We start from the raw sequence: 20,889 nt of genomic DNA, 5'->3' as shown, positions 1-20,889 counted from the left end.
AAACGCCGCGAAAACGCGGCAGGGGATGAAATGACATGATCGTCGTCGAGGACTTGCACAAGCACTTCGGCGGGTTCCACGCGGTTGACGGCGCCTCGCTGGAAATCGCCAAGGGGTCCATAACCGGTTTGATCGGCCCGAACGGTGCCGGGAAAACCACTCTTTTCAACGTTATCGCAGGCGTGCTTGAACCGACCTCAGGCCGGGTCACCATGGACGGTGAGGACATCACCGGCCTGCCGCCGCATGAGCTGTTCCACAAGGGGCTGCTGCGCACCTTCCAGATCGCGCATGAGTTCTCCTCGATGACGTGCCGGGAAAACCTGATGATGGTGCCGGGCGCGCAATCGGGGGAAACGCTGTGGAACACTTGGTTCGGCCGCAAGCGGATCGCCGACGAGGAACGCGCGCTGCGTGCCAAGGCTGACGAGGTGCTGGAGTTTCTGACCATCAGCCACATCGCGGACCTGAAGGCAGGCCAGGTCTCCGGCGGCCAGAAGAAACTGCTGGAGCTGGGACGCACGATGATGGTGGACGCCAAGATCGTCTTCCTTGACGAGGTTGGCGCCGGTGTGAACCGCACCCTGCTTTATACCATCGCCGACGCCATCAAGCGCCTCAATGAGGAGCGCGGTTACACCTTCGTCGTGATCGAGCACGACATGGAATTCATCGGCCGCCTGTGCGACCCGGTGATCTGCATGGCCGAAGGCAAGAAGCTGGCCGAAGGCACCCTGGACGAGATCAAGGCAAACGAGCATGTGATCGAGGCCTACCTGGGCACCGGTCTGAAAAACAAAGACAAGCTGGAGGCGGACGCATGAGCGACAACCCCTACCAGGACGATCACGGCAACAAGGATGCCTCGATCACCAACGTGAAAGGCATCGGCACGATGCAGCCGGCCCATCTGAAAAGCGGCCCCACGCACAAGGTCGAGGGCGGCCCGTTCCTGATCGGCGACACCATGACCGGCGGTTACGGCAAGGGACCGGACATCCTGCATGACTGCACCATCGCCGTCGACAAGGGCGAGATCGCAGTGATCGTCGGCCCCAACGGCGCGGGCAAATCGACCGCGATGAAGGCGGTGTTCGGGATGCTGAACGTGCGCTCCGGCGCCGTGCGCCTGGACGGCGAGGACATCACCCAGCTCACCCCGCAGGACCGGGTGGTCAAAGGCATGGGCTTTGTGCCTCAGACCAGCAACATCTTCACTTCGATGACGGTGGAGGAAAACCTGGAGATGGGCGCGTTTATCCGCACTGATGATTTCCGGGACACGATGGAGCAGGTCTATGATCTGTTCCCGATCCTGCGCGACAAACGCAACCAGCCCGCGGGCGAGCTGTCCGGCGGCCAGCGCCAGCAGGTGGCGGTGGGCCGCGCGCTGATGACAAAGCCCAAGGTGCTGATGCTGGACGAGCCGACTGCGGGCGTCTCCCCCATCGTGATGGATGAGCTGTTCGACCGCATCATCGAGGTCGCCCGCACCGGGCTGCCGATCCTGATGGTGGAGCAGAACGCCAAGCAAGCGCTTGAGATCGCGGACAAAGGCTATGTTCTGGTGCAGGGGCGCAATGCCTATACCGGCACTGGCAAGGAGCTGCTGGCCGATCCCGAAGTGCGCAAATCTTTCCTAGGGGGCTGATAGATGGATCTTCTCAACGCCCTCGTGGCACTTACCAACTTTGTTATTGTCCCCGGGCTGGCTTATGGCAGCCAGCTGGCGCTTGGCGCGCTGGGGGTGACGCTGATTTACGGGATCCTGCGGTTCTCGAACTTTGCCCATGGCGACACCATGGCGTTCGGCGCAATGGTCACCATCCTGTTCACCTGGCTGTTCCAGTCGGTTGGCCTGAGCGCAGGGCCGCTGCCGACCGCGCTGCTGGCGCTGCCGTTCGGCATTCTGGGCACCATTGCACTGGCGCTGGTCACCGACCGGACCGTCTACCGGTTCTATCGCCAGCAAAAGGCGAAGCCGGTGATCTTCGTCATGGTCTCGCTCGGTGTGATGTTCATGATGAACGGCATCGTGCGTTTCATCATCGGGCCGGGCGATCAGCGCTTTACCGATGGCGAGCGCTTCGTGATCTCGGCGCGGACCTTCAAGAAGCTCACCGGTCTGCAGGAAGGCCTGGCGATCAAGACCACAGAAGCGCTGACCGTGATCACTGCGGTGATCGTGGTGGCGGTGCTGTTCTGGTTCCTGAACAAAACCCGCACCGGCAAATCCATGCGCGCCTACTCGGATAACGAGGATCTGGCGCTGCTGTCGGGCATCAACCCGGAGCGCGTGGTGATGTACACTTGGATGATCGTGGCGGCACTGGCGACCATTGCCGGGGTTCTCTATGGCCTCGACAAGTCGTTCAAACCCTTCACCTACTTCCAGCTGCTGCTGCCGATCTTTGCCTCCGCCATCGTGGGCGGTCTCGGCAACCCGATCGGTGCCATTGCCGGCGGTTTCATCATCGCCTTCTCCGAAGTGACGATCACTTATGCCTGGAAGAAGGTTCTGAACTACTCCCTGCCGGACAGCCTGGCGCCTGACGGGCTGGTTCAGCTCCTCAGCACCGACTACAAGTTCGCGGTCTCCTTCGCGATCCTGATTGTCGTCCTCCTGTTCAAGCCTACCGGCCTTTTCAAAGGGAAAGCGGTATGACCGAGACCATGAAACATACCCTTCTTTTCGTCTTTGTCGGCGTGATGATCCTGCTGGAAGGAATGACCGACTTCCTGTTCTTCTCCGGTTCCTGGAACTCGGCGCTGGTGATCCTGAACATGGGGCTGATCTCCGCCATCATGGCCATCGGGGTGAACATCCAGTGGGGCTTTGCCGGGCTGTTCAACGTCGGCATCATGGGCTTCACCGCGCTTGGCGGTCTGGCCGTGGTGCTGGTGTCCACGCCGGTGATCCCGGCGGCCTGGTCGTCGGGCGGCGTCAGCATCGTGATGGCGCTGGTGATGGGCGCGCTGACCGTTGTGGCCGCGGTGATGATCACCAAGTTCATGCCGGCAGGCAAACTGCGTGCGCTGGTTCTGGCCGTTGTGCTTATCGCGGGTTTCTTCGTCTACCGGGCGATCTTCGATCCGGCGGTGGGTTCGGTCGAGGCGATCAACCCCGCGCTGCAGGGCAATATCGGCGGCCTGGGCCTGCCGGTGCTGCTGGCCTGGCCCGCTGGCGGCCTGCTGGCGGCCGGTGCCGCCTGGCTGATCGGCAAGACTGCCCTGGGCCTGCGCTCGGACTACCTGGCGATTGCCACCCTCGGCATTGCCGAAATCATCATTGCAGTCCTGAAGAACGAGGATTGGCTGTCGCGCGGCGTGAAGAACGTCGTCGGTCTGCCGCGCCCGCTGCCCTATGAGGTGGACCTGCAAAGCGATCCGTCCTTTGTGGAGCGCGCGGCAAGCTGGGGCATTGACCCGGTCACCGCGTCGACTGTCTATGTGAAGGCGGGCTACGCGCTGATGTTCACCGTGGTGCTGCTGGCGCTTCTGTGGATGGCGCAGATGGCACTGAAAAGCCCCTGGGGCCGGATGATGCGCGCGATCCGCGACAACGAGACCGCGGCAGAGGCGATGGGCAAGGATGTGACCCGCCGCCACCTGCAGATCTTCGTGCTCGGCTCCGCCATCTGCGGCATTGCCGGTGCGATGATGACCACGCTGGACAGCCAGATGACGCCGGGCACCTACAACCCGCTGCGCTTCACCTTCCTGATCTGGGTGATGGTGATTGTCGGCGGTTCCGGCAACAACTTCGGCGCGGTGCTGGGCGGCATGCTGATCTGGTTCTTCTGGATCAAGGTGGAGCCGATGGGCATCCTGCTGATGGAACTGGTCACTTCCGGCATGGCCGAAGGCAGCGCGCTGAAGGCGCATCTCTTGGAAAGCGCCTCGCACATGCGGCTGTTTACCATGGGGCTGATCCTGCTTCTGGTGCTCAGGTTCAGTCCGCGCGGGCTGATCCCCGAAAAGTAAAACGGCAAGGGCCCTGACCAAACAGCCTCCGGTCAGGGCCTGGCCTCCCTTGCGGCGCCTCAGTGCAACAGGACCGCCGCAATTTCCCCGCAGCATTGAACGCCCAAGCTTTGCCCCAGAACCGTGCAAGCGGTGCCTTAATTATTTGTTTCTTGGTGGCTGCTACTACTCAGCTGAGTTCTATGAGGCCGAATGCCATGCACACTGTTTTCAAGTTCCTTGCCGCCTTCGGCGCAATTGCCGCTTTGACGGGCTGTGTTTCCCCGGAGCAGTTCGAAACCGCTCCGGTGCAACTTAGAACAAGCAAGGGCATCGTCACTTGTCAGCTCTACACCAAAGAGCGGGTCCTGTGGGACCGCTCGATCGATCGCCCGGCGTCGATGACCGTCCAGGAAGCCGATGACATCTGCAAGCGTGAGGGCTACAGGCAAAAGAAAGAGGGTTGAAAACAACCCTCAATGCATGTGCCTGTTTTCAGTCAGCGGCCTTTGAAAAGGCTGCCAAGAATGCCGCGGACGATCCGGCGGCCGGTGGTTCCCTTCAACTCCTTGATCACTGCCTCCGACATGGCAGAGGTAAAGGTGTCCTTTTGCTTGTAGGAACGTGAGGTGGACCGGCTGATCCGGGAGCCGGAGTACCGGCGCGCGGCATTGAACTCCCGCGCCATCGGCTCCGAAGACTCCTCAGCCGCTTCTTCTGCGGTTTCCGCCTCCTGCGCTGCGGACTGCGCCCGCTGGGCCAGGATCTCATAGGCCGACCGGCGGTCCATTGCGGTGTCGTATTTTCCCGCCATTTCAGAAGCCTTCAGAATCTTCTTGCGCTCATCCGCGGTGATCGGCCCCAGCTGCGTGCTGGGCGGGCGGATCAATGTCCGTTCCACCACACCAGGCACGCCTTTCTTCTGCAGCATCGACGTGACGGCTTCGCCGACCCCGACCTCGCGGATTGCATTTTCGGTCGAAAACCGCGGGTTTTCACGGTAAGTCTCCGCCGCCAGGCGCAAGTTCTTGCGGTCCTTGGCGGTGAAGGCTCGCAGCGCGTGCTGGATGCGGTTGCCGAGCTGGCCCAGAATGTCCTCCGGCACATCGGCGGGATTCTGGGTGATGAAATAGATGCCGACCCCCTTGGAGCGGATCAGCCGGGCGACCTGCTCCACCTTGTCGATCAGTGCCTTGGGCGCATCGTCGAACAGCAAATGCGCCTCATCAAAGAAGAACACCAGCCGCGGCTTGTCAGGGTCGCCCACTTCCGGCAGTTCCTCGAACAGCTCGCTAAGGAGCCACAGCAGGAAGGTTGAGTAAAGCCCGGGCGCCGCCATCAGCTTGTCCGCGGCCAGGATGTTCACCATCCCCCTGCCATTAGCGTCACAGCGCATCAGGTCGCTGAGCGCCAAAGCGGGTTCGCCGAACAGGCCCGCGCCGCCCTGGTTCTCCAACACAAGCAGACGGCGCTGGATGGCACCGATCGACGCGGTGGAGACATTGCCGTAGCGCAGCGACAACTGGCTGCGGTTTTCGCCGATCCAGACCAGCAGCGCCTGCAGATCCTTCAGATCCAGAAGCGGCAGCCCCTCTTCGTCGGAGAGCCGGAAGGCGATATTCAAGATCCCTTCCTGCGGCTCGCTCAGCTCCAGCAGGCGCGCCAGCAGCAGCGGCCCCATCTCCGCCACCGTCGTGCGCACTGGGTGGCCCTGTTCACCGTAGAGATCCCAGAAGGTGACGGGGCAGGCATGGTAGGTGTAATCCGCAAACCCGATCTTGTCCGCGCGGGAGCGGAAGGCATCGTGCAGCTTGTGGCTCTCCGATCCGGCGTTTGCCAGCCCCGACAGATCCCCCTTCACATCCGCCATGACCACCGGCACGCCGGCGTTGGAAAACCCCTCTGCCAGGATTTGCAGGGTTACGGTCTTGCCGGTGCCGGTGGCGCCTGCAATCAGGCCGTGGCGGTTGGCGTACTTCAGGTCCAGCCCCTGCGGTTCCCCATAGCCGTCACCGCCGCCGCCAAGAAAGATGCTGTCTGCCATGCCTGCCTCTGCGTGTTTTTCCCTTTGCACAACAATACAAAGTTAACTTTTCAATGCGATAGTCAATCTTGCCCGCCCCTGCATATGCGGTGCCGTGGCGGACATTTCCTCCCTGTCAGACTGGCCGTGCCTCGTGCACGGCCTTCTTTTGCGTTTCTACTGCCTGTTTTTCGGGCATTGGCGGCCTCTACCCCTTTTTCCCATCTTTGTTTCACAGGAATTCACGGCTGCCCTGCTTTTTTTTGAACTTGCATGTTGACCGATGGCCAGCCCTTTCGTAACGTCCTACGCAATAACTAAGTCGGCCAGTCCGACGGGGAGAGACCAACACGAAAAAGGGAACCGTCCGGTTCCCTTTTTTGTATTTTTACAATAGCTTCCATGGCTGAGCTGCCATGCGCGGAATTCCCCGCTGATCCTTTGTTATGGACCTGACACTGCCTGGACGGCGTGTTAAACGCGAAAGCAGCGTCTTTAAAAAAAATGAGGCATTCATGTTGAAGTCCCTGACCCCGATCACGCTTGCCGCGGTGCTTGCCGTGACCGCGCCGCTGGCGGCGCAGGAAACCACCGCGGAAGAAACCGGCGCGACCGAAGAAACCGGCGCGCAGGCAGAGCAGACGGAACAGGCCGAAACGACAGCGGATCAGCTGCTGGACCTCGGCGAACCGGTCAGCGACGGCCCCAAACTGGGTGAACGCTATTCCAAGGAAAAGCATGGCGACTGGGATCTGGCCTGCATCCGCACCGAGGCCGAAACCGACCCCTGCTCGCTGCTGCAGGTGCTGGAAGGCCCGCAGGGCAACCCCATGGCCGAAGTGTCGATGTTCCGCATCGAGCAGCAAGGCGGCCAGGCGGTAGCCGGCGCCACCGTGATCGTGCCGCTGGAAACCCTGCTGCCTGCGGCACTGACCATCTCCATCGACGGGGCGCCTGCCAAGCGCTACAACTATTCCTTCTGCAACCCGCTGGGCTGCGTGGCGCAGATCGGTCTGACCCAAGGCGACATCGACGCCTTCAAGAAGGGCAAGGAAGCCATACTGTCGCTGCGCCCTGCCCCGGCGCCGGATCAGGTGGTGCAGATGAAACTGTCGCTGAGCGGCTTCACTGCAGGCTATGACGTCGTCGACGTGGTCAAGCAGTAAGCCCTGCGCCTGGAACAGGAAACGCCGCGCCCCTCAGGCCGCGGCGTTTTTATTTGCGCTGCTGTCAGACCTTGCGCAGCGCCAGCACCGCGTTCAGCCCGCCAAAGGCAAAGGCGTTGGACAGCGCCACATCGACCCGGGCCTCGCGCGCCTCGTTCGGCACCACGTCCAATGCGCATTCCGGGTCAGCCTCCTGATACCCGATCGTCGGCGCGATCACCCCGTCGCGCAGCGCCATGATGCAGGCCAGAAGCTCCACCGCGCCGGTGCCGCCGATCAGGTGGCCGTGCATGGATTTGGTGGAAGATATCATCAGATTGTCGGCCTGCGGTCCGAATACATCCGCCACCGCGGCACATTCCGTCTTGTCATTTGCAGCCGTGCCGGTGCCGTGAGCGTTGATATATCCGACCTCCGAGGCGTCGATGCGGGCATCCTGCAGCGCCCCGGCAATGGCCCGAGCAGCGCCCTGTTTGCTGGGCATGACGATATCTGCCGCATCCGAAGACATGGCAAAGCCGATGACTTCGCACAGGATTTCGGCGCCGCGGGCTTTGGCGTGCTCGTATTCCTCGAACACGAAAATGCCGGCGCCTTCGCCCTGCACCATGCCGTTGCGGTTGGCGCTGAACGGGCGGCAGGCGTCCTTGGACATCACCCGCAAGCCTTCCCAGGCCTTGACCCCGCCAAAGCAGAGCATCGATTCCGAGCCGCCGGTGATCATCACCGGACTCATGCCGGAACGCACCATCTGGAACGCCTGCGCCATTGCGTGATTGGAAGAGGCGCAGGCAGTGGACACGGTGAAGCTGGGCCCCTTGAGGTTGAACTGCATCGACACATGGCCGGCTGCGGCGTTGTTCATCAGCTTGGGCACCACGAACGGATGCACCCGGTTCTTGCCGTCCTCGTAAACGCTGCGGTAGTTCTCATCCAGCGTCTGCATGCCGCCGCCGGAATTGCCGAGCACGACGCCGGACTTGGCGGACAGATCGCCGTGAAACTCAAGCCCGGATTGCTCGATGGCCTCCTTGGCGGCGGTCAGGGTGAACTGGGTGAACCGGTCATAGAGGCTCATCTGCTGACGGTTGAAACGGCCCTCGGCCTCAAACCCGCGGACCTGGCCGCCGATCTTGATCGCCAGCCGATCCACATCGCGGAATTCCAGCTCGCCGATGCCGCAACGGCCCTCGCGCATCGCCTCCAGTGTTTCGGGAACGGAATGGCCCAGGGCATTGATGGTTCCCGCCCCGGTGATAACGACTCGTTTCATTGAGCTTTACGCTTTTTCCATTACCAGCTTGTCGATCCCGGCGACGATTGCCGCGACATTGGAGATATCGAAATCGCTCTGCTCGGGCGCATTGGCGTTGAACGGGATCGAAATGTCGAACTCTTCCTCGATCGCAAAGATGCTTTCCACCAGCCCCAGACTGTCGATGCCGAGATCTTCCAATGTGCTGTCGAGGGTCACATCCGACGGCTCCAGAACCGCCTGTTCGGCAATGATTGCAATGACCTTGTCCTGCGTGCTCATGTAAGGATCCCCGATTTTCTGCCTGAGGCTGATGTAGGTATTAGACAGTTACTTGAAAACAGCCTTTTTTAACAATTCGATGTCACGCATCAAACGCGGCAGGCGGCGCTGTGCCTTATACATCTCGGTATGGGTTTCCATCTTGACGCCCGGATAGCCCATGATCACGCGGCCAGCGGGCACATTTGACAGGATCTTGGTGCCGCCGCCGGAAATCACCCCGTCACCGATGAAAATATTGTCGACCACGCCGGTCTGGCCGCCCAGAACAACGTTGTTGCCGATATCGACGGAACCGGACACACCGGTCTGGCCGCAGAGCAGGCAGTCGTTGCCGACGCGGGTGTTGTGGCCAACGTGCACGAGGTTGTCGAGCTTGGTGCCATTGCCGATCACCGTATCGCGGATGGTGCCGTTGTCGACGGTGCAGTTGGAGCCCAGTTCAACATCATCGCCGATTGTCACAGCGCCCAGCGAGTGAATCCGAACCCAGGACTGCGCCTTGGCCTCGCCCTGGTCGCCCATGGTCTTGCGCGCATTCTCGGCACCGGAAACTTCGGGAGTGACATAGGAAAAGCCATCGCCGCCGACCCGGGCGCCCGGCTGGGCACGGAAACGGTTGCCGATGGCGGCGCGGGCGCCGATTGAAACCATTTCACGCAGATGCGCGTCCTCACCGATCACCGCATACGCACCGACATAGCAATGCGGCCCGATAACCGAACGGGCGCCGATCTTGGCGCCGGCCCCGACAATGGAGAGCGGCCCGACCGAAACGCCTTCGCCCAGTTCGGCTGTTGGATCAATGACTGCGGACGGGTGGATGCCCTCGGCAAATCCCTGGCCGCGGTCCAGCATCGCGGTCACACCCGACATCGTCATCCGCGGGCGCGGCGCAAAAATGGCGGCCTTCAGGCCAAAGGATTCCCAGTCCGCGCCTTCCCACAGGATGGCAGCCTGCGCCTTGCCGGCTGCGAGGCCTTCTGCGTATTTCGGAGCCATCGCCATCGCGATCTGGTCCGCACCGGCATCCTGCGGCTCTGCCGCGCCTGCGATTTGCAGGTCCAGGTCGCCCTGGGCCTCTGCGCCCAGGGACTCAGCGATCTGGCGGATTGTGAACATGGCAGGCCCTTTCAGAATAATCCTGTTTGGGCCCGACATTTATCCCTGAATGCTGGGCAGCGCCACCCCTGCCCGCTCCAGAGCGGCCCAGACCTTGGCGTCGCGCCCATAGACATCGCGGCGGAACTCCGCGCGGCCTTTGCCGGTCACGATGGCGGTCCGGTAGATGATATGGACCGGCACTTTCTGTTCCAGCTCAACCTTGGTTTCCCGGCCGCTGTTCAGGATGCGGTGGAAGAAATCCTTGGGATTCTCGGTCTGGCGCGCCAGCAGCGCATAGGCGAATTCAAACGGCTGCGCCAAGCGGATGCAGCCATGCGAGAAGGCGCGCACCTCGCGGGCAAACAGGCTCTTCTGCGGCGTGTCGTGCAGATAGATGTTGTATTTGTTCGGAAACATGAACTTGACCAGACCCAGCGCGTTGCGGCTGCTGGGCGGCTGCTTCATGGCATAGGGGAAGTTGCGCGCAGTATACTGCGAGAAGTCCGCCGTGCTGCGGTTCACCACCCGGCCGCGGCTGTCGGTGATCTGGATATGGCCGACCGCGTTGGGGTTGCTTTGCAGCTTCGGCAGGTATTCCTTGGTGATGATCGAGCGCGGCACATACCAGCTCGGATTGATCACCATATGCTCCATCTCGTCCGAAAATTCCGGGCTGCGGCGGTCATGGGTGTTTTTGCCGATCACCGAGCGGGTTTCAAAGGTCACATCGCCATTGTCGACGATCTTGGCTGTGAAATCGGTCTGGTTGACAAGAATATGCCGCTCGCCGCGGTCGGGTGTCAGCCAGCGTTCGCGCTCCATCGCGATGATGACGGACTTGAGCCGTGCGCTCACCGGCTTGTTGATCTCGTCAATGGTGCCGGGGCCGGCCACGCCGTCGGTCTCCAGGCCATGATCGGCCTGAAACCCTTGCACCGCTTTTTCCAGCGCCGCGTCATAGCTGCGCGAGGCGCTGCGCTGAAGATAGCCCATGGCCATCAGCCGGTTGCGCAGGGCAATCACGGCCGGTCCCTGGTCGCCCTTCTCCAGCTTCTTGGCATTGACAGCCGAGCCCCAGCCGCCTGCAGCCAGCAGTTGCTCCAGCCGCAGCTTTTCCCGCATCAGGCTGCGGTACTGCTGTGACGCGGGCACCAGGCTGCGCATATATGCGTAAGGCTGGGCGTCCATGATACCGGCAAGAAAGCTGCTTCCGTCCACGGTATGTTTCTTGCGCACCATGCCGTCATCGATCTTCGACGGCACCAGAATGCCGGTTTGCAGATCGGTGGCATATTCCACCAGCGCTTTACTCAGCGCGGCCTCGACAGTGCCGATATCGCGGGTGGTGCTGACGTCGCGCATCTGCTGCACCAGGGCGCTGACTTCTGCAGACCGGTCCGGCAAGCCGTGCGCCTGGGTGTCGTTCAACGCCGCCAGCAACGCATTCCGGCGCTGGCGCGATGTCTCATCCTGACCGGTCCAAATCGCCTGATAGCCGTTTTCACGGTAAAATTTCGCCACAGCGTCATTGCCGTAAGCCGCCTCGGCAACGGCCTGGCGGAAAGCCGCCGGAACCTCAGCCTGTGCAGAACCGGAGACCGCCCCGGCGGCCAGCCCGCCCAGTGCCAGGGCAAACAGCCCGGCTTTGATCCCTGGCAAGAAGGTTCCTGCAAAAGCACGCGTCATAATTTCCGGTCCTTGCGCCGTTTTTTGTCAATTCTGGCAGTGCCTATCTGAAATTCTGGTAAATGCCAGCCGCTGTTGTCCATTCACAATCGCGAAATCTTAACTTTGATGCACCGATGCCGCGTCTATGAAACCCGGCTGCAACAGTCGCGGGGAAAAGTTCCCTGCCCCTCCCCATATGCGCAAGAAATCGCCGAAAACCGGGCTATGCGTTACAGCGCGGCAAAGAAATGTTGGATCAGGATTCTCACTGTGCCATACATGCCGCACGTTAACTAAGATCGTTGACGAGCTCGTAACATCGGGCGACTAGGCAGGACTAAAGCGTACGGGACGGCGCAGTTACAATGGCAAAAACCACGGGCACGGGGATTTCCCGGCGTTCTCTCTTGGGTGTGTTTGCTGCAACCGCAGTGGCAGCAGCCCCGACCTTCTCCAATGCAGCAGGCTTCTTGCGCGGCGGCGGCGACATCCGGCGCATCCGCATGTATTCCGGCCGCACTGGCGAGCGTCTTGACATGGTGTATTGGATCGACGGCGACTACATCAAGGACGCGGTCAAGGAAATCAATCACTTCATGCGGGACTGGCGCACCGATGAGGTCAAGGATATCGACCTGCGCACCATCGATATCATGGCTGCCTCGCACAACCTTCTGGATGTGAATGAGCCCTACATGCTGCTGTCCGGCTACCGCAGCCCCAAGACCAACGCGATGCTGCGCAGCCGCTCGCGCGGGGTGGCAAAGAACTCCCTGCACATGCGCGGCCAAGCCGCCGACCTGCGCCTAGCGTCGCGGTCGGTGTCGCAGATGGCCCAGGCCGCCGAAGCCTGCCATGCCGGCGGCGTCGGTAAATACCAGCGGTCAAATTTTGTGCATATGGATTGCGGCGCGGTCCGCAGCTGGCGCGGCTAACGCCCCCTTTCAGCGCAAAATGCAAGCCTGCCCATCTGGTGCAGGCTTTTTCATTTTGGCCAGCCCCCGGTATTGCAACCGGCTGCCCGCCGCACATCATGAAATTGGAAACAGGCAGTTTTTCCCGTTGCAGAGGTGGCAAAGCACGGCTATACCCCGCCTAACGACGCACCTGTAGCTCAGCTGGATAGAGCGCTGCCCTCCGAAGGCAGAGGCCAGAGGTTCGAATCCTCTCAGGTGCGCCATTTCCTTCAAAATTATCTTGGAACCATAGGGCTTTAACGGTTCTTCAACGGCGTACTGCTACAGATGTTTCCTGTACGTCAAGAAGGCTAGTGAGGCAGAATGGTACACACCAACGCACTTTTCCGGACAGCCGAGCCGACAGAACCCCGGCTTCGCCTGAACCTTTCCTGCGCAATCAATCTTACCGGTTCTGTGCTGCAAGCAACGCTATACAACATCAGCTACAGCGGGCTTGCCGTCCGTCTGCCGGAAGAGCAAAGTGAATTTGACCTCGCACAGTTAAAATCTGTCACCATTGCGGAGATCGGCGATCTTGAAGTCCGGGCCCGCTGGCGGAGAGACGGCAAAATCGGCTTCAAGTTTCTGAGCAAGCGCGGCGCCCGGCCTTTACTGGACGCCTATTTCTCCAGAATCGGTGAATACCCAACCTGACGAGGCACGCTTGAACTCTCCCGCAGCGCAGGTGGCTTCAGCCTCGCAGCGCTGCGGTCAAGGCAGCCAGGACCTCGCCCTGCCGCTTGGTCTTGCCAAGGCTCTGCGGCCAGGTGAGCCAGTAGCCGTCGATTGTGGCCAGTTCCGGTGCCGGGACGCACGCCAAATGCCCGGTCTGCAACAGGTTGGCAGCCATGACCCTGGAGCCCAGAACAACCCCCATCCCCAGCCGCGCCGCCCGCAATGCATGCCCCATGGAATCGACGGAGACCGGACCGGCCTCCGGTTCGATCTCGCCAGTCACCCGCGCCCATTCGGCCCAGCCCGGGCGTTCTCCGCGCAGCTCGATGCCCGGCAGGTTGCGCCAGTCAGAAACAAATTCCGGCGCCGCCATTGGCTGCAGAACCTCATTGGCAAGGAGCACGCCGTCCCGCCCTTCCCAGCCGCCGCGCCCGTAGCGGATGTGCAATGCCCGGTCTGCGGCCTCAAAATCCAGCCGCTTGGGCACGGTTTCCGTGACCAGCCGCAACTCGGGGTGGCTTTCGGAAAATTCTCTCAAGCGCGGCAGCAAAAGCATTTCCAGATGCGAAGGCTGGGCAGCAATCCGCAGCTCCCGGATGCTCTGTCCGAACAGGTTTTCAGTGCCCTGCTCCAGCGCCCGCAGGGAATCATGCACCAGCGGCAGGTAGCTTTCGCCATCCACCGTCAAAGACACGCCGCGGGCCGACCGGATGAACAGCTGCCGCCCCAGCCAGGCTTCCAGGTTTCGGATCCGCTGGCTGACCGCCGCCTGGGTGGCGCCGAATTCCTCCGCCGCCGCTGTAAAGCTGCCGTGACGGCCCGCGGCCTCAAACACCTTGAGCCAGTCCAGCGGCGGCAGCCCCTGCTTGGTGATCTTCTTGGGCATTAGAAAACCTAACTCTCAAACCCCGATTTCCGTCGTTCTCTTGATGGCTCAGCCGCGATAGCAAGGCAAGCAAGAACCAGGCCAACCGGAGAGAACCTCATGCCCCGTTCCGTAACCGCTGACGCTTCCGGCAGCTTTCTGACCCTGACATTCGAAGACGGCAGCGAGACCCGCTTCCATGCGATCTGGCTGCGCGACAATGCGCTGGACCCGGAAACCCGCGCCCCCGGCAATGGCCAGCGGCTGATCACCATCGGCGACATTCCCGCTGATACCCGGATCAGCACCGCGCTGGTGGAAGACGGTTCCCTGACCGTGACCTTTGCACCCGAGGGCAAGACCGCCACCTATCCGGGCGCATGGTTGAAGTCCAACGCCTATGATATTGATCAGTCAACTGAATTCGGCCGCATAGCACCGGGAATTGAAACCTGGAACAGCAGCCAGCCGGCGCCTGCTTTTGACTGGAATGAGGTACAATCCGACCCGAAGGTCAAGCGTGAGTGGCTGGACGCGATTGCCCGCCTCGGCTTTGCCAAGCTGGTGAACGGCCCGGTTGAGGAAGGCGCTTTGATCGAATGCGCCGGGATGTTCGGTTTCGTGCGCGAAACCAATTACGGCAAGTATTTCGAGGTTCGCACCGAGGTGAACCCGACCAACCTCGCCTATACCGGCCTGGGGCTTCAGGCGCATACCGACAACCCCTACCGCGACCCGGTGCCCAGCTTGCAGATCCTGTACTGCCTGGAAAACTCGGCCGAAGGCGGCGACAGCATCGTGGTGGACGGCTTCCGCGCGGCAGAGCGCCTGCGCGATGAAGATCCAGAAGGTTTTGCACTGCTCGCGGGGTATCCGGCCCGGTTCGAGTACAAGGGCTCCGACGGGGTGCATCTGCGTTCCCGCCGCCCGATGATCGAACTGTCGCCCGATGGAGAGATGATCGGCATCCGCTTCAACAACCGTTCCTCTGCGCCGTTTGTGGACATTCCGTTTGAGAAAATGGAGGCCTATTACGCTGCCTACCGCCGCCTGGGCGAATTCATTGACGATCCGGAGATGGGCGTGGCCTTCAAACTGGAACCCGGGGAAAGCTTTGTTGTCGACAACACCCGCGTGCTGCACGCCCGCAACGGCTATTCCGGTTCCGGCTCCCGCTGGCTGCAGGGCTGTTACGCCGACAAGGACGGGCTGCTGTCGACCCTGAACGTGCTGAACGCGCAAACGGAGGGCTGAGACATGAGCAAGCCGGATATCAGCAAGCTGAGCCGAGACAACATCGTCGAGTTCATCGGCGGCATCTTTGACCGCCGCGGCGACGAGGAATACCTGGGCGAGCCGGTCACCATGGCCGAGCATATGCTGCAAGGCGCCACCATTGCCGAGCAGAACGGTCAGCCGGAAGAGATCATCGTCGGGGCGCTGCTCCACGACATCGGCCATTTCACCAGCGAGTTCGGAACGTTTTCCATGGACGACACAGAGGACCGGTTCCACGAAGAAGCCGGGGCTGAAGTTCTGGAGCAGTTCTTTCCCTCGGTTATCACCGACTGCGTGCGCTATCATGTGGCGGCCAAGCGTTATCTCTGCGCCACCAAGCCGGAGTATTTCAACCGTTTGTCAGAGGCTTCCATCCATTCGCTGAACCTGCAGGGCGGTCCGATGGCCGCTGAGGAAGTGGCCGAATTCGAGAAGAACCCGAACCTCAGGCAGATCATCGCGGTGCGTTATCTGGACGAGGCTGGCAAACGCGACGACATGGAAACACCAGACTACTGGCACTTTGCGCCGATGGTGCAGCGGATGGTCGACAAGCACATGGGCGATGGAGGTGCCGCAAGATGAGCGCGCCCGAGTACATCTTTGCAGCCAGCTCCAAGCCCTCTCTGCCCTGGCACGAGGTGCCGCTGATCCGGGCGACCGAAGAAAGCGTCAAGGGCTATGGCTGCCTTGTTGACGATCCCGAAAATTTCGAAATCGAAATCGTGCAATGGCCCACCCAGGGCTGGCGCCCGATTGACGAAGGCACAGGTGATGAGGCTGGTTGGGTCGAGGGCACCTTCCGCGGCGACTGGCGCGGCGATGTGCTTTACGGCGAGAACGAAGCGGTCAACGGCAACTATGTGCTGGGCTGGTCGACAGACCCGCAGCAGGCGCAGGTGGCACAGCAGACTGCCCCGCGGGATCAGGTGCTGCTGTGGCACATGAACTATCACCCCGACGGCGGCCAACTGTTCTATCCGCTGGACAACAAGCCCTTCATCATTCCGGCAGCGCTGCCGGGGGATGACCTGAAGCCGGAAAAGGTGGTGGCTTTCTGGTGCGACGGCACCAAGGGTCTCTATATCCACCCGAACATCTGGCATGAAGGGATCTTCCCGGTGGAGAACAGCCAGCGGTTTCTCGACCGCCAGGGCAAGGTGCATGCCCGGGTCAGCTGCGATGTGGGCAAGGAGTTCGGCGTCTACCTGTCCTGTCCGCTGCGGGCAGACAAGATCCAGGGCTGAACCTCAGCCCAATACAAAAAAACGGCGCCTCTCAGGCGCCGTTTTTTTGTTTATCCCGTTCTGCGGTCAGGCGAACAGTTCATGCGCCAGTTCCAGCGCGTCGATAAGCGTGTCCACCTCGGACTTGGTGTTGTAAAGGCCAAAGGACGCGCGGCAGGTGGCCGAAACACCCAAGTGGTCCATCAGCGGCCCGGCGCAGTGATGGCCCGCGCGCACTGCGACACCCTTCTTGTCGAGGATGGTAGAGATATCGTGGGCGTGCGCCGCACCTTCCATGGTGAAGCTGAAAATCGCGGCCTTGCCAGGTGCTTGCCCCTGCACGTTGATCCAGTTCAGCCCGGTCAGCCGCTGCATCGCATAGTCGCGCAGGCCGCCCTCGTGCTTGGCAATGTTGTCCATGCCAAGATCCATCATGTACTCCAGCGCCCCCCCCAGGCCAATGGTCTGGACGATGCCCGGCGTGCCGGCCTCGAATTTCATCGGCGGATCGTTGTAGATGACCTGCTCCTTGGAGACTTCCTTGATCATGTCGCCGCCGCCGATGAAGGGGCGCATCTCCGCCATGCGTTCGGGCTTGATGTAGATCGCGCCGGAGCCGGAGGGGCCATAGAGTTTGTGGCCGGTGATCGCATAGAAATCGCAGCCGATGTCCTGCACGTCGACCGGCATGTGCACCGCGCCTTGCGAGCCATCGACCAGCACCGGCACCCCCTTGGCGTGGGCACCCTGGGTGATCGCCTTCACGTCGACAACCGTGCCCAGCACGTTCGAGCATTGGGTGACGGCCACCAGCTTGGTCTTGGGGGTGATGGCGTCGATCACCTTCTGCGGGTCCAGGCTGCCGTCGTCTGCCACGTCGACCCACTTCAGCACCACGCCCTGACGTTCGCGCAGGAAGTGCCAGGGCACGATATTGGCGTGATGCTCCATCACCGACAGGACAATTTCGTCGCCTGCCTCGAACCGCGGCATGGCCCAGCCGTAGGCGACCAGGTTGATGCCCTCGGTGGTGCCGGAATTCAGAACGATGGCGTTTTCATCGCCTGCATTCAGGAACCGCGCAATGATGCCGCGAACGGCCTCGTATTTTTCCGTCGCAAGGTTGGAAAGGAAGTGCAGACCCCTGTGAACGTTGGAATACTCCTCGGCATACGCCTTGGTCACAGAGTCGATCACCGCCTGCGGTTTCTGGGCGGACGCGCCGTTGTCGAGATAGGTCAGCGGCTTGCCGTTCACCTCGCGCGAGAGGATCGGAAAGTCGGCACGGATTTTTTCCACGTCATACATTTTCGGGAAGTCCCAGATTGGCAGGGCCGATCAGACCCAGAATGAAGAGAAGGACAAAAACCAGGATCACACTGGCCATCAGCACCACCCCCAGCGACCGCCAGACGGAGCCGAACCCGTGCGCCGCGTTGACGAAATGCAGGAGGATGAAAAACACAACAATATTGGCCGCAATGTTGAGAAGCGCGGCCATGCCCGGCAGCAGCAGGAACACAGCAACGATGGCACCGTTCAACCCGGCCTGCAGCAGCTGAAGCCAGGTGACCAGGGCCAGGAGCGAAGTAAAATCACCCCGTCCTCCCAGCCAGCGGCCGGTGGTGCCCAGCATCGAAATGAAGCTGATCTGCAGGATAAGAACCACTGCGAAATAAGCGCCTGGCGAAAACCGCGGCAGCAGGACCTCCGGCGGCAGCGGCAGCAGAATCTGTTGCAGGGTGTAGACGCAGGTGTTCAGCACCACAGACAGCAGGAATGCGGTCCACAGGGCCTCGCGCGGCCACTCCCGCGCAAGTATTTGCTGCGCCGCGTCTCGCGGCGATTTGAGCGTCAGCAGGGCGAAGGCGGCCAGTGCGTTCATCGTTCCGCCCAATAACCCTGGATCATGCCGGACACCCAGAACCAAAGAAAGACAGCGCACCACAGGACGCCCACCAGGTTCAGGGCCGGGCCCGCGCCAATGAAACCGGCCACTAGGCCGTTCAGCAGCATCAGCGGGCTGGCCGCCAGGAATGCCCAGAACAGCGCCAAGCGCGCGCGGTAGGCATCACCCTGCCCGCCTGCGGCCCGGGCGATCCAATGGGCAACCAGCGCCAGGGTGTAAAGCAGCAAGGGCGCGATGAAGACCAGCGCCAGCAGCGAACTGCCCAGCAGCATATTCAGCTCCTGCCCGGTCAGATGCGCCTCGCGCGCCAGCTTCGGCATTTGCGCGACAAAGGTCAGGATACAGCCGCTGATCAGGAAGATCAGCAGCCTGTCCTCGCGGGCGCCCATGCTCAGAAGCCGCGCAAAGACCTTGCGCGGCCCCTTGTAGGTTGCCGGGATATCCGTGGTGACGGACATCAGCGGCGCCGGGCCAGCCAGCCTTCGAGGCGGGAGACGATGTCCGCGGCGATCTCCGCGTCCTCGATCTCATCCACCGCTTCGGCCAGGAAGGCCAGCGTCATCAGGTCTGTCGCCTCCGCATGCGGCACACCGCGGGAGCGCAGGTAGAACAGGCCCTCTTCGTCGATTGCGCCGGAGGTGGAGCCATGCGAGCAAGCCACGTCGTCGGCATAGATTTCAAGCTCCGGCTTGGCCAGGAACTGGCTGTCGTCGTCCAGCAGCAGCGACTGGGAAATCTGATACCCGTCAGTCTTTTGCGCACCTTCCTTCACCAGGATCTTGCCCTGGAACACGCCGGTGGCACCGTTGCGCAGAACCTTCTTGAACACCTGGCGGCTTTCGCAGTTCACCGCGTCATGGGTGATGAACACGGTGTCGTCGTGGTGGAAGTCGCCGTCGCCGACGCAAGCGCCTGCAATATGCGCTACGGCGTCGTCGCCGGTCAGCTCAATCACCGCCTCGTTGCGGGTCAGCACGCCGTTCACGGTCAGGGTGAAGGACTTGAACACCGACTCGGTGCCCAGGCGGGCAAACAGATGGGTCGCGGCGCGGCGCTCGTGGTCGCGGCCCTGGGCCCGCACCAGATGCAGCTTGCCGCCGTCGGCAATGTCGATCTCCATGCATTTGTTGAAACGCGACGCCGCGGGGCCGTTTTCGAGGATAGTCACCTCGGCGCCGCTTTCGACACGGATCACATGGTGCAGGATCGCATCGGAGTTTTCGTCCGAATGCACATAGGTGAAGTTGACCGGCTTGGAGACCTTGCCGGTCACCCGGATCGCCACGCCATCGCTGGCAAAGGCGGTGTTCAGCGCAGCCAACGGGCGTTCCACCGGGGTTTGGCCGCGGGCTTCAAGAACGCCGTACAGGTCCTTGGCCCAGTGGATATCCTTGCAGCAGATGTCCTCGATCCGGTCGATGGTCACGCCTTCCAGCGACAGGTCGTCAGAGGCTTCGGCGTCAAAAACACCATCCACGAAGACAATGTTCAGGCGGTCGAACGCATTGAACATCGGCGTTTCGTCGGCATGGAACACAGCCGCCTTGGGTGCTTCTGCCTGCACCAGCGTGTCCGGTTTGGTGTATTTCCAGTACTCATCGCGGCGCGACGGCAGCCCCATGGTCTGCACCCGCGACAGCGCTGCCTGGCGGGCCGCCTTGAGGCAGCCGCTTTCCGGCAGGGTCAACGCCGACAGCCGCGCCTCGGTTGCGCTTTGCTTGACTTCGGGCAGGGCCATTTACGCCTCCTCTGCCAGGATGCCGGCGTAACCGTTGTTCTCGACTTCCAGCGCCAGCTCGGGGCCGCCGGTCTTGACGATGCGGCCGCCCGCCAGAATGTGCACCACGTCCGGTTTGATGTGGTCCAGCAGGCGCTGGTAGTGGGTGATCACCAGGAAGCCGCGGCCTTCGTCGCGCAGGGCGTTCACGCCTTCGGCCACCAGCTTCATCGCATCCACGTCGAGGCCAGAGTCGGTCTCGTCCAGGATGCACAGCTTCGGCTCCAGCATCGCCATCTGCAGGATCTCGTTGCGCTTCTTCTCACCGCCGGAGAAGCCGACGTTGACCGGGCGTTTCAGCATGTCGGCGTCGATTTTCAGGGTCTTTGCCTTGGCGCGCACTTCCTTCAGGAAGTCGGAGGCCGACAGCTCGTCCTCGCCGCGGGCCTTGCGCTGCGCGTTCACCGCAGTGCGCAGGAAGGTCATGTTGCCGACGCCGGGGATTTCTACCGGGTACTGGAACGCCAGGAACATGCCTGCTGCGGCGCGCTCTTCCGGCTCCAGCTCCAGGATGTCCTCGCCTTCCAGTTCCGCAGAGCCTTCGGTCACTTCATAGCCGTCACGGCCCGAGAGGACATAGGACAGGGTGGACTTGCCCGAACCGTTCGGCCCCATGATGGCGTGCACCTTGCCGGCCTCGACCTTGAGGTCGACGCCTTTCAGGATCTGCTTATCCTCATCTTCAAGCTTGACGTGCAAGTTTTTGATTTCGAGCATTTTTGCCTCTCGCATAGTACTG

At 61.6% G+C, this 20,889-nt stretch carries 22 protein-coding genes and 1 tRNA gene; 12 read left to right on the top strand and 11 right to left on the bottom strand.

The features are described from left to right. The first annotated feature begins 35 nt into the window (after positions 1–35). The 5 genes from KUW17_RS02595 (at position 36) to KUW17_RS02575 (ending at position 4,430) form a co-directional block, all read left to right on the top strand. Entirely contained in the window at positions 36–824 is a 789-nt protein-coding gene (locus tag KUW17_RS02595) for an ABC transporter ATP-binding protein (RefSeq protein WP_027237606.1), read from the top strand. Then, complete coding sequence (locus tag KUW17_RS02590) at positions 821–1,651, top strand: ABC transporter ATP-binding protein (protein ID WP_222475701.1); 831 nt, start codon at positions 821–823, stop codon at positions 1,649–1,651. Before KUW17_RS02595 ends, KUW17_RS02590 begins: the two co-directional genes overlap by 4 nt. A gap of 3 nt (positions 1,652–1,654) precedes the next feature. After that, positions 1,655–2,665 (top strand): branched-chain amino acid ABC transporter permease, encoded by a 1,011-nt coding sequence (locus KUW17_RS02585; RefSeq protein WP_222475699.1) that lies wholly within the window; start codon positions 1,655–1,657, stop codon positions 2,663–2,665. Then, the gene (locus KUW17_RS02580) at positions 2,662–3,984 is read left to right on the top strand and encodes a branched-chain amino acid ABC transporter permease (RefSeq protein ID WP_222475697.1); all 1,323 of its coding nucleotides are present in this window, start codon (positions 2,662–2,664) and stop codon (positions 3,982–3,984) included. Before KUW17_RS02585 ends, KUW17_RS02580 begins: the two co-directional genes overlap by 4 nt. Before the next feature lie 197 nt (positions 3,985–4,181). Beyond that, positions 4,182–4,430, top strand: a complete 249-nt coding sequence (locus KUW17_RS02575; protein WP_222475695.1) for a hypothetical protein — start codon at positions 4,182–4,184, stop codon at positions 4,428–4,430. Between the two features lie 32 nt (positions 4,431–4,462). On the opposite strand, the gene KUW17_RS02570 is transcribed toward KUW17_RS02575, so the two are convergent. Then, positions 4,463–6,007 carry a helicase HerA-like domain-containing protein gene (locus tag KUW17_RS02570; RefSeq protein ID WP_222475692.1) on the bottom strand — a complete coding sequence of 515 codons (1,545 nt, stop codon included), beginning with the start codon at positions 6,005–6,007 and terminating at the stop codon, positions 4,463–4,465. A 494-nt stretch (positions 6,008–6,501) separates the two neighbouring features. Between KUW17_RS02570 and KUW17_RS02565 the strand changes: the two genes are divergently transcribed. Further along, complete coding sequence (locus KUW17_RS02565) at positions 6,502–7,152, top strand: invasion associated locus B family protein (RefSeq protein WP_222475690.1); 651 nt, start codon at positions 6,502–6,504, stop codon at positions 7,150–7,152. Positions 7,153–7,216: 64 nt separating this feature from the next. Here the strand turns inward: KUW17_RS02565 and KUW17_RS02560 are convergent, their stop codons facing one another. From KUW17_RS02560 to KUW17_RS02545, 4 genes are read right to left on the bottom strand one after another with little or no spacing between them, the layout of a single operon-like run. Beyond that, positions 7,217–8,425, bottom strand: a complete 1,209-nt coding sequence (locus KUW17_RS02560) for a beta-ketoacyl-[acyl-carrier-protein] synthase family protein (RefSeq protein WP_222475689.1) — start codon at positions 8,423–8,425, stop codon at positions 7,217–7,219. A gap of 6 nt (positions 8,426–8,431) precedes the next feature. Next, a complete protein-coding gene (locus KUW17_RS02555) occupies positions 8,432–8,689 on the bottom strand; it encodes an acyl carrier protein (protein WP_222475687.1) in 258 nt (85 codons plus the stop codon). 48 nt (positions 8,690–8,737) lie between these two features. Further along, on the bottom strand, positions 8,738–9,811 hold the full coding sequence (gene lpxD, locus KUW17_RS02550) for a UDP-3-O-(3-hydroxymyristoyl)glucosamine N-acyltransferase (RefSeq protein WP_222475685.1): 1,074 nt from the start codon (positions 9,809–9,811) through the stop codon (positions 8,738–8,740). A 39-nt stretch (positions 9,812–9,850) separates the two neighbouring features. Continuing rightward, on the bottom strand, positions 9,851–11,479 hold the full coding sequence (locus KUW17_RS02545; protein ID WP_222475683.1) for a murein L,D-transpeptidase: 1,629 nt from the start codon (positions 11,477–11,479) through the stop codon (positions 9,851–9,853). Positions 11,480–11,826: 347 nt separating this feature from the next. On the opposite strand from KUW17_RS02545, the gene KUW17_RS02540 reads away from it, so the two are divergent. From KUW17_RS02540 to KUW17_RS02530, 3 genes are all read left to right on the top strand, one after another. Next, positions 11,827–12,396, top strand: coding sequence for a YcbK family protein (locus KUW17_RS02540; protein WP_222475681.1), 570 nt, complete (start codon positions 11,827–11,829; stop codon positions 12,394–12,396). A 168-nt stretch (positions 12,397–12,564) separates the two neighbouring features. Further along, a tRNA-Arg gene (locus tag KUW17_RS02535) sits at positions 12,565–12,641 on the top strand. Between the two features lie 100 nt (positions 12,642–12,741). After that, the gene (locus tag KUW17_RS02530) at positions 12,742–13,074 is read left to right on the top strand and encodes a PilZ domain-containing protein (protein WP_222475680.1); all 333 of its coding nucleotides are present in this window, start codon (positions 12,742–12,744) and stop codon (positions 13,072–13,074) included. Positions 13,075–13,111: 37 nt separating this feature from the next. Here the strand turns inward: KUW17_RS02530 and KUW17_RS02525 are convergent, their stop codons facing one another. Then, positions 13,112–13,981, bottom strand: coding sequence for a LysR family transcriptional regulator (locus tag KUW17_RS02525; RefSeq protein WP_222475678.1), 870 nt, complete (start codon positions 13,979–13,981; stop codon positions 13,112–13,114). A gap of 99 nt (positions 13,982–14,080) precedes the next feature. Between KUW17_RS02525 and KUW17_RS02520 the strand changes: the two genes are divergently transcribed. The 3 genes from KUW17_RS02520 to KUW17_RS02510 are packed head-to-tail and all read left to right on the top strand — an operon-like array spanning position 14,081 to position 16,485. After that, entirely contained in the window at positions 14,081–15,214 is a 1,134-nt protein-coding gene (locus KUW17_RS02520; protein ID WP_222475676.1) for a gamma-butyrobetaine dioxygenase, read from the top strand. A 3-nt stretch (positions 15,215–15,217) separates the two neighbouring features. Then, a complete protein-coding gene (locus tag KUW17_RS02515; RefSeq protein WP_222475674.1) occupies positions 15,218–15,823 on the top strand; it encodes an HD domain-containing protein in 606 nt (201 codons plus the stop codon). Then, positions 15,820–16,485, top strand: a complete 666-nt coding sequence (locus KUW17_RS02510) for an ureidoglycolate lyase (protein WP_222475673.1) — start codon at positions 15,820–15,822, stop codon at positions 16,483–16,485. The genes KUW17_RS02515 and KUW17_RS02510 overlap by 4 nt, the downstream gene beginning before the upstream one ends. A gap of 66 nt (positions 16,486–16,551) precedes the next feature. Here KUW17_RS02510 and KUW17_RS02505 read toward each other — a convergent pair whose 3' ends face one another. The 5 genes from KUW17_RS02505 to sufC are packed head-to-tail and all read right to left on the bottom strand — an operon-like array spanning position 16,552 to position 20,867. After that, the gene (locus KUW17_RS02505; protein ID WP_222475672.1) at positions 16,552–17,772 is read right to left on the bottom strand and encodes a cysteine desulfurase; all 1,221 of its coding nucleotides are present in this window, start codon (positions 17,770–17,772) and stop codon (positions 16,552–16,554) included. Further along, complete coding sequence (locus KUW17_RS02500; protein ID WP_222475671.1) at positions 17,765–18,349, bottom strand: YIP1 family protein; 585 nt, start codon at positions 18,347–18,349, stop codon at positions 17,765–17,767. Before KUW17_RS02500 ends, KUW17_RS02505 begins: the two co-directional genes overlap by 8 nt. Then, positions 18,346–18,831: a YIP1 family protein gene (locus tag KUW17_RS02495; RefSeq protein ID WP_222475670.1), complete on the bottom strand. Its 486-nt coding sequence runs from the start codon at positions 18,829–18,831 to the stop codon at positions 18,346–18,348. The genes KUW17_RS02500 and KUW17_RS02495 overlap by 4 nt, the downstream gene beginning before the upstream one ends. Continuing rightward, positions 18,831–20,111 (bottom strand): Fe-S cluster assembly protein SufD, encoded by a 1,281-nt coding sequence (gene sufD / locus KUW17_RS02490; RefSeq protein WP_222475669.1) that lies wholly within the window; start codon positions 20,109–20,111, stop codon positions 18,831–18,833. The genes KUW17_RS02495 and sufD overlap by 1 nt, the downstream gene beginning before the upstream one ends. Next, positions 20,112–20,867 (bottom strand): Fe-S cluster assembly ATPase SufC, encoded by a 756-nt coding sequence (gene sufC, locus KUW17_RS02485; protein WP_222475667.1) that lies wholly within the window; start codon positions 20,865–20,867, stop codon positions 20,112–20,114. Positions 20,868–20,889: the final 22 nt, after the last annotated feature.

It is taken from the genome of Leisingera aquaemixtae (assembly GCF_019801145.1).
GTDB classification, from domain to species: Bacteria; Pseudomonadota; Alphaproteobacteria; order Rhodobacterales; family Rhodobacteraceae; genus Leisingera; species Leisingera aquaemixtae_A.
This window is presented reverse-complemented; position numbering and strand designations above follow the sequence as displayed.